This window comes from Cellulosimicrobium sp. NPDC057862 (assembly GCF_042797035.1).
Classification (GTDB): Bacteria; Actinomycetota; Actinomycetes; order Actinomycetales; family Cellulomonadaceae; genus Cellulosimicrobium.
Genome location: NZ_JBHVMH010000007.1, coordinates 195,518 through 204,298 on the forward strand (window position 1 = coordinate 195,518; position 8,781 = coordinate 204,298).

Annotated in this window: 5 protein-coding genes and 1 tRNA gene; 5 read left to right on the top strand and 1 reads right to left on the bottom strand. The window is 72.3% G+C overall.

Translation table 11 applies throughout. From position 1 onward, the window contains the following. Positions 1 to 23: 23 nt before the first annotated feature. Entirely contained in the window at positions 24 to 2,786 is a 2,763-nt protein-coding gene (gene aceE, locus ACFVN3_RS11570) for a pyruvate dehydrogenase (acetyl-transferring), homodimeric type (protein ID WP_378232978.1), read from the bottom strand. A 431-nt stretch (positions 2,787 to 3,217) separates the two neighbouring features. Here aceE and ACFVN3_RS11575 point away from each other — a divergent pair, with 431 nt between their 5' ends. From ACFVN3_RS11575 to ACFVN3_RS11595, 5 genes are all read left to right on the top strand, one after another. Then, entirely contained in the window at positions 3,218 to 3,631 is a 414-nt protein-coding gene (locus ACFVN3_RS11575; RefSeq protein ID WP_237843083.1) for a DUF3052 domain-containing protein, read from the top strand. Then, positions 3,615 to 4,112: a peroxiredoxin gene (locus ACFVN3_RS11580; RefSeq protein ID WP_378232979.1), complete on the top strand. Its 498-nt coding sequence runs from the start codon at positions 3,615 to 3,617 to the stop codon at positions 4,110 to 4,112. The genes ACFVN3_RS11575 and ACFVN3_RS11580 overlap by 17 nt, the downstream gene beginning before the upstream one ends. A 143-nt stretch (positions 4,113 to 4,255) precedes the next feature. Further along, a tRNA-Val gene (locus tag ACFVN3_RS11585) sits at positions 4,256 to 4,329 on the top strand. Between the two features lie 145 nt (positions 4,330 to 4,474). Next, a complete protein-coding gene (locus tag ACFVN3_RS11590) occupies positions 4,475 to 4,801 on the top strand; it encodes a hypothetical protein (protein ID WP_378232980.1) in 327 nt (108 codons plus the stop codon). Between the two features lie 77 nt (positions 4,802 to 4,878). Next, a complete protein-coding gene (locus ACFVN3_RS11595) occupies positions 4,879 to 8,613 on the top strand; it encodes a DUF4132 domain-containing protein (RefSeq protein ID WP_378232981.1) in 3,735 nt (1,244 codons plus the stop codon). The last annotated feature ends 168 nt before the right edge of the window (positions 8,614 to 8,781 follow it).

Sequence of the window (8,781 nt, forward strand, 5' to 3'; positions counted from 1 at the left end):
TCGTCGTGCTACCGGGCGGGCCGTCAGGCCTCGCCGCCCGCGTTGCCGGACGTGCCGGCGGTGACGTCCATCAGTCGGTACTTCTCGATCGCCTGGGCGGACGCGTCCGCGGGGACCTTGCCCTGCTTGGCGAGCGCCTGGAGCGTGCGGACGACGACGGACGGACCGTCGATCTTGAAGTGCCGGCGGGCGGCGGCACGCGTGTCCGAGAACCCGAAGCCGTCGGCACCGAGCACCTCGTAGTCGCCCGGGACCCACTTGCGGATCTGGTCGGGCACGAGGTGGTCGTAGTCGCTCGTCGCGACGAACGGGCCCTCGGCGCCGGACAGCTTCTCGGTCACGTACGCGACGCGCGGCTCGGCGGCCGGGTCGAGGAAGGCGGCCTGGTCGGCGGCGAGGCCGTCGCGGCGCAGCTCGTTCCAGCTCGTCACGCTCCACACGTCGGCCGCCACGCCCCAGTCGTCGTGGAGGAGCTGCTGCGCCTCCAGCGCCCACGGGACGCCCACGCCCGAGGCGAGGATCTGGGCGCGCGGCCCGTCGCCCTCGCCGACGGAGAGGCGGTGGATGCCCTTGAGGATGCCCTCGACGTCCACGTCCTCCGGCTCGGCGGGCTGGACCATCGGCTCGTTGTACACCGTGAGGTAGTACATGACGTTCTGGTCGCGGCCGTCCGCGCCGACCCCGTGCTCGCCGGGGCCGAACATGCGCTCGATGCCGTCGCGCACGATGTGGCGGATCTCGTACCCGTAGGCCGGGTCGTACTGGACCATGGCCGTGTTGGTGCCCGCGATGAGCGGCGAGTGGCCGTCGGCGTGCTGGAGGCCCTCACCGGTCAGGGTCGTGCGGCCCGCGGTCGCGCCGATGATGAAGCCGCGCGTGAGCTGGTCGCCTGCCGCCCAGAACTGGTCGCCGGTGCGCTGGAAGCCGAACATCGAGTAGAAGATGTAGAACGGCACCATGATCTCGCCCTGCGTGGCGTAGGACGTGCCGACCGACTGGAACGCGGCCGCGGAACCGGCCTCGTTGATGCCGGTGTGCATGATCTGGCCGGCCTCGGACTCCTTGTAGCTCAGCATGAGCTCGCGGTCCACGGCGAGGTAGTGCTGGCCCTGGGTGTTGAAGATCTTCGCCGACGGGAAGATCGAGTCCAGGCCGAACGTGCGCGCCTCGTCGGGGATGATCGGCACGATGCGCTTGCCAAACTCCTTGTCCTTGATGAGGTCCTTGAGGAGCCGGACGAAGGCCATCGTGGTGGCGATCTCCTGCTGGCCCGAGCCCTTCTTGAGGATCTCGTAGGACTTGTCGCCCGGCAGCGTGATCGGCTTGGGCGACGAGCGGCGCTCGGGGACGAACCCGCCGAGCTGCTGACGACGGCCGAGGAGGTACTGGATCTCCGGCGCGTCGGGGCCCGGGTGGTAGTACGGGGGCTCGTACGGGTTGGCGTCGAGCTCCTCGTCCGTGATCGGGATGCGCAGCGAGTCGCGCAGGGTCTTGAGGTCGGCCAGGCCGACCTTCTTCATCTGGTGGGTCGCGTTGCGCCCGGCGAAGGTCGAGCCCAGGCCGTAGCCCTTGACCGTGTGCGCGAGGATGACCGTCGGCTGCCCCGTGTGGGCGCGTGCCGCCGCGTACGCCGCGTAGATCTTGCGGTAGTCGTGGCCGCCGCGCTTGAGGTTCCAGATGTCGTCGTCGGTCATGTTCTCGACGAGCTGCTTGGTCCGCGGGTCGCGGCCGAAGAAGTGCTCGCGGATGAACGCGCCGGACTCCGCACGGTACGTCTGGTAGTCGCCGTCGGGCGTGACGTTCATGAGGTTGACCAGGGCGCGGTCCTTGTCCGCGTTGAGCAGGACGTCCCACTCGCGGCCCCAGATGACCTTGATGACGTTCCAGCCCGCGCCGCGGAACTGCGCCTCGAGCTCCTGGATGATCTTGCCGTTGCCGCGCACCGGCCCGTCGAGGCGCTGCAGGTTGCAGTTCACGACGAACGTCAGGTTGTCGAGCTGCTGCTGCGCCGCGAGCTGGAGCATGCCGCGCGACTCGGGCTCGTCCATCTCGCCGTCGCCGAGGAACGCCCACACGTCCTGCTGCTCCGTGTCACGGATGCCACGGTTGTGCAGGTACTTGTCCGTCCACGCCTGGTAGATCGCGCTCGCCGGGCCGAGGCCCATGGAGACCGTGGGGTACTCCCAGAAGTCGGGCATGAGGCGCGGGTGCGGGTACGACGGCAGGCCGCCGCCCGGGTGCGACTTCTCCTGGCGGAACCCGTCGAGCTGGTCCGCCGAGAGGCGGCCCTCGAGGAACGCGCGCGCGTACACGCCGGGGGAGGCGTGGCCCTGGAAGTAGACCTGGTCGCCGCCGCCGGGGTGGTCCTTGCCGCGGAAGAAGTGGTTGAGGCCCACCTCGTACAGCGTCGCCACCGACGCGTAGGAGGAGATGTGGCCGCCGACGCCGATGCCGGGGCGCTGCGCGCGCGTCACCATGACGGCCGCGTTCCAGCGGATCCACGAGCGGTAGCGGCGCTCGAGCGCCTCGTCGCCGGGGAAGTAGGGCTCCTCGTGCACACCGATCGTGTTCACGTAGGGAGTGGTGAAGGAGGTCGGGACGGCGACGTTGCGCTCCCGGGCCCTCTTGAGCAGGTTCAGCAGGACGTAGCGGGCGCGCGGGCCCCCGCGGTCGTCGATCAGGCCGTCGAGGGCCTCGACCCACTCGCCGGTCTCGGCGGGGTCGAAGTCCGGAACCTGGCTGAGCAGACCGTTGATCAGCGGTCCGGTCTCGTCGTACGAAGCCACCAGCAACCTCATATCTCGTCGGATGCCGGGCGCACGGCCGCGCGGTACACGGCCGGAACCCGTCTTGGGGCCACTCCGGGCACGCGGCCGCGGCCGCTGGTGGCGACCGCGCCTCTTCACGAGACCAGGGTGGTCTACCCATTGTGTTCACAACGCGCGCGTAAGTCACACCATCGGGTGGTCAAGAGGGCGTGATTTCCGCGACACGGCCCGGAGGGGAGGCGTCCCGGCGTCGCGCGGGTGCGGTGCCCGACGGCGGTCCGGGCACCGCGTGCCGGACCGGGTGTCCGTGGCGGGCACCTTGCCAAGCAACGGATCCTCCGGTGGGCTACCTTTGCCAGACACGGCAGGTCGTCGTGCGCGCGGGCGTCCGCCCGCGCGTCGGGGCCCGCCGCACGGACTGACAGGACGAGGAAAGGAACGACACGACAGTGACCGACACCGCAGGGCCCCTCGGGGCGGACCGCCTGGGGTTCGCGCCCGGCAACGTGGTGCAGGAGTTCGGCTGGTCGGAGGACGTCGACGACGACCTGCGCGGTGAGCTCGAGCAGCTCGTCGGCGGTGAGCTCGTCGACGAGGACTACGACGACGTCACGGACGGCGTGATCGTCTGGTTCCGCGAGGACGACGGCGACCTCACCGACCTGCTCGTGGACGTCCAGACCGTGCTCGACGACGGCGGCCTCATCTGGGTGCTCACGCCCAAGCCGGGCCGGTCCGGGCACGTGGGCCACAACGACATCCAGGAGGCCGCGACCACTGCGGGGCTGCACGCGACGAGCACGTTCGCCATCGCACCCGACTGGTCCGCGACGAAGCTCGGGACCCGTGGCCGCGGTCGCTGACGAGGGAATCGCCGCCGTCCGGGCCACGCCGCCCGGGCCGGGCGACCCCGCCCCCGACTTCACGCTGCCCGACACGCACGGCACGCCCGTGCACCTCGCCGACCTGCACGGCGGGCCGGTGCTCCTCGTGTTCTACCCGTTCGCGTTCTCCGGCATCTGCACGGGCGAGCTCTGCGAGCTGCGCGACAACCTCGAGGACTTCGAGGCAGCCGGCGTCACGCTGCTGGGCATCTCGTGCGACTCGGTCTTCACGCAGAAGGCGTGGGCTGCCCAGGAGGGGTTCGAGTTCGACCTGCTCTCGGACTTCTGGCCCCACGGCGACGTCGCCCGGGCCTACGGCGTGCTAGACGAGGAGAACGGCCTCGCGCTGCGCGGCTCGTTCCTGCTCGACGCCGACGGGATCGTCCGCTGGTCCGTCGTCAACCCGCGCGGGCAGCGTCGCGACCTCGACGGGTACCGGCGGGCGCTCGAACAGCTCTGACGCGGTTGCCGTGGGCGGCGCCGCTGGTGTCGCTGAGCAGGGCCGACGGCGGTTCTTGCGTCGGGTTGTCGGGTCAGGTCGTCGCGCCCCGGGCGTGGCCGGTGGCGGGGTGCCGACCCGGTAGGCTGTGCTCCGCTGTTCCAGGGCCTGTAGCTCAGCTGGTTAGAGCGCCACGCTTACACCGTGGATGTCGGGGGTTCGAGTCCCTCCGGGCCCACCCCGTCCTCAGGACGAGTGCACGTCGTCGCCGGAGCCCAAGCCGTCCTGGGCCTCAAGAACAAGAAGAGCGAACGCCGACGTCGCGCTCCCCGGCCCACGCTCGGCCCTGGCCGACCGGCGGGGCGCGATGGCAGTCTGGCGCGGTGGCCCACAAGAAGCGGTACCGCGTCATGATCGTGGTGGTGGTCGTCGCGGTGGTGGCGGCAGGTCTCGCCCGCGGCATCTGGCAGAACGGTCCGCGCTGGGCGTGGAAGCTCGCGGACCTGGACCGGAACGAGCTGCTCCTCGGTGGGGTCGACGACGTCGAGGACGGTGAGGTCGCCACGGTCGACGACGACTCGGTGGTCGTGCGGTACACCCGACCGGAGCTCGACTTCTTCGGCGTCGCCACCGGCAACGTGGGCCAGGAGGTGTGCTATCGGTTCCCCCTGGAGGACCCCGACGCCTTCCGCCGGGTGACCTGTCCCTGAGCGGCCCGGTCGGCGTGTCGGAGCCCACCCCTAGCATCTGCCGCACCAGCAGCGACGACGTGACGGTGAGGTAGAGGGTGCTCGAGAAGGTCAAGGGTCTGTTCCGGCGCGACGAGGAGCAGGCGGGAGGTGGCCGTCCGAGCGCTCGGCTCGTCGACGCGCTGAGGGTGCTCGCCGTCGAGTCGCCGGGTCTCGCGGACCGCGCGGTCGCGTACGTGCACCGGGGCGAGGGCCCCGAAGTTCTGCTGGAGCTCGAGGTCCTGCGCGGCGGCGACGTCGAGGCGTTGCTGGGTCGGCCGGGCCAGTCGGGGATCTACTCGTGGACGACGCCCGCGCAGGACGAGCGGCTCAAGGCCGCGGTGCCGGGCTGGACGTCGGCGAAGGCCGTCACGGCCCGGTCCAACCTCTACACGCTGAGCGACTCCGTGACGATCCCCGAGCTCGTGCGCCTCGGCCGGGTGCTCAGCGCCGTGTCGTCGGAGGTCGACCGCGAGCGCCCCACCGACCCGCGCTGGCTCACGGTGCTAGTCAACGACATGTCGCGGCGCGCGAACGACCGCCGCAAGGGCAAGAACGGCAAGCAGATGCCCGACCGCTGGACGCCGGACCTGCTGGTGGCCCTCGCGGTCGAGGGGGGCGTGCCGGAGGCGGACGCGACGGCGGTCGTGCTGCGCGAGCTCTTCGAGCGCCCGACGTCGGCGGGCTGGGCGTCGCGGCACCTCGGCCCGGCGCTGCTGGGTGACCCGGCACGCGAGTTCGTGGTCGCGCACGTCGACGTGGCGACCGAGGCCCTGCCGGGCGTGAGCGCGGCCGGCCGGACGGAGCTGGTCGAGCTCGTGGCGTCCGACCCGGCGGCGACGGAAGCGCTCGCCCCGCTCCTGGCGCGGCTCGCCGCGGACGCGAGCAAGGGCGTCCGCGAGGCGGCGGTGGCCGCCGTCGCGCAGCTCACGGGCGAGCGCCAGCGCGAGATCCTCACCCCGCTCCTCACGGCCCTGCCGCCGTCCCGGCTCGGGGCGGTCGTGACGCGGCTCGCGCAAGTCGACGGCGGGCTGGCCGACCTCGAGCAGGCCGCCGAGCAGTCGACCGGGGCGCGCGCGACGCTCCTGCGCGACACTGTCGAGCGTGCCCGCGTGCTCGACGCCGCGCGGGACGACGAGCCCGAGATCGACGTCCCGCCGTTCGAGCCGCTGCCGGAGACGGTGCTCGGCGACGAGCTCGTGCTCGCGGCGCGGGCCGCGATCGACACCGCACTCGATCGGGCCCGCGCCGAGCAGGTGGCGCACCCCGGCAAGGGCAAGGGCGACGACGACGGGTGGCCGCGATGGCGCCGCCAGGCCGTGGAGCAGGACCTCAAGGAGCTGCCCGGCATCACCGACGAGGACTTCCGGGTCTTCGCCGCGTTCCTGTCCGGGACGAGCACGCGTCGCCCGGGCGGCGTCGCGATGCGCAGGCTGTCCGCTCCGGGCGTGTTCTCGCGCCTGCCGGGCATCACGCTCCTGCACCGGCTGCGGCTGCAGGCGAACGAGGCGCGCGGCCACAGCGAGCGGTTCGGCTGGTACCGGCTCAACGAGGGCGACATGCTCGACGTCGACCTGCGTGTCCTCGTCGAGGCGCTGCGGCGCATCGGTCGCGACGACGCCGAGGCGCTGATCGACGAGCTGTACTTCTCGACGTGGTGGGCGACCGACACGGTGACGCCCGAGAACGCGTGGCCGTACTACGCGGGGCGGCTCGACCGGCTCGCCGCGGCGCTCGACGACCGCGAGCGCACGTACGGCACCACCAAGCCGGCCCGGGCGCTCGCGGTGCTCGCGCAGCTCCCGCACGTCCCGCGCCGGTTCCTGCCGCGACTGACCGAGCTCGCGCTCGGCGAGGGCCGCACCTACCGCGCGTCGGCGCAGGCGGCGCTGAGCACGCACCCCGGCGTGCGGGGGCTGGCCGAGCAGGGGCTTGGGAACGGCCGGTCCGAGGTGCGCCGCACCGCGGCGGAGTGGCTCGCCCGGCTCGGTGACGTCGATGCCGTGCCCGCGCTGCGGGCCGCGCTCGCGAAGGAGCGCAGCGAGGTCGTCCGCGCGGCGCTCCTCACGTCGCTCGAGAGCCTCGGTGAGGACATCTCGGTCGACCTCGCGCCCGCGGCGCTGCTCGCCGAGGCGACCAAGGGCCTGCGCGCCAAGGCCCCGGTGAGCATGGCGTGGTTCGACCTGGGCTCCCTGCCCGACGCGCGCTGGGCAGCGGACGGTTCGCCCGTGGACCCGACGATCCTGCGCTGGTGGGTCGTGCTCGCGGTCAAGCTCAAGGACCCGAGCGGCGCAGGGCTGCTCGAGCGGTATCTCTCCCTTCTCCAGGAGGAGGACCGGGCACGCCTCGGCAGCCACGTGCTGGCCGCGTGGGTCGCGCAGGACACGCGCAACCCGTCGGCGCAGGAGAGCGAGGCGCACGCGACCGCAGGAGCGCAGGTGCGCTACGACCAGTACCAGGCGTGGGCCAAGCGCTCTCCCCAGTACTACTCGGTCGAGGCGTCCAAGACGGTCGAGGACCACCACCGCGACCTGTACCGGGAGCACCAGGCGACCTACCTCGGCTCGGCGGTCAAGGACAAGGGGATGCTCGCGCTCACGGTCGCGATGCCGGGCGGCGAGCTCGCCGCCACGTTCCAGCGCTACGTCAAGGCACACATCGGTCGCCGGGCGCAGACCGAGGCGCTCGTCCAGGCGCTCGCGGCGAACGGGCAGCCCGCAGCGATCCAGGAGCTCCTCGCCGTCTCGCGCCGCTTCCGACAGGCGACCGTGCAGGAGACGGCGCAGCGCCTCGCGGCCGAGCTCGCGGACCGGCGCGGCTGGACCGCCGATCAGCTCGCGGACCGGACCGTCCAGACGGCGGGCTTCGAGGACGACGGCCTGCTCCACCTCGACCTCGGGTCGCGCGAGTACGTCGGGCGCATCACCCCCGCGTTCACGCTCGAGCTCACGAGCGACGCGGGCAAGGTCGTCAAGGCGCTCCCGGCTGCGCGGGCGCAGGACGACCCGGAGCTCGTCTCGGCCGCGAAGAAGCAGCTCACGGCGAGCCGCAAGGAGCTCAAGGCGGTCGTCGCGCTCCAGACGCAGCGGCTCTACGAGGCGATGTGCGTGGGCCGCACGTGGACGGCGCAGGAGTGGCAGGAGTACCTGCTCGGCCACCCCGTGATGTCCCGGCTCGTCGAGCGGCTCGTGTGGGTCGAGAACCCCGGCACTGACGAGGCGCGGCCCTTCCGTCCCGACGGCGGCGCGCTCGTCGACGCCGACGACGAGGACGTCGAGCTCGGCGAGAGGTCGACGGTCGGGCTCGCGCACGCGGTCCTGCTCGGCCCGGACGCGACGGCCGCGTGGTCGGCGCACCTCGCGGACTACGAGGTCACCCCGCTCTTCGCACAGCTCGACGTCGCGACGCCCGACGTCCCCGCCGGCGCGACCACGATCGACGACCACAAGGGCTGGTTCTCCGACAGCTTCTCCATCCGCGGGCGCGCCACCAAGCGCGGCTACACGCGCTCGCAGGCCGAGGACGCCGGGTGGTTCAGCGCGTACACGAAGTCGTTCGCGAGCGCGGGGATCGTGGTGCAGATCGAGTTCACGGGATCGTTCGTCCCGGAGGAGAACATCGCCGCCGCGGTGACGGCGCTGACGTTCGAGCGGAGCGGCCGCGGGTCGGGTCGCGGGACCGCGCGCATCGCGGACCTCCCGCCCGTGCTCGTCGCGGAGGCGCACCGCGACTACGTCGCCGTCGCCGAGGCGGGCACGTTCGACCCCGACTGGGAGCGCAAGAGCCAGTACTGACCGTGCCCGTCGGTCCGCACCAGGACCGATCGGTGCGGCGCGGTGGGGGGGGCCGGGGAGCGCGGCCCCCCCCCCCCCCCGGGGGCGCCACCCGACCGGGTGCTCGAGGACGGACGGCAAGAGCTAACACAACCCCCAACACACAACCCAACCAAAACAGCAGACAAG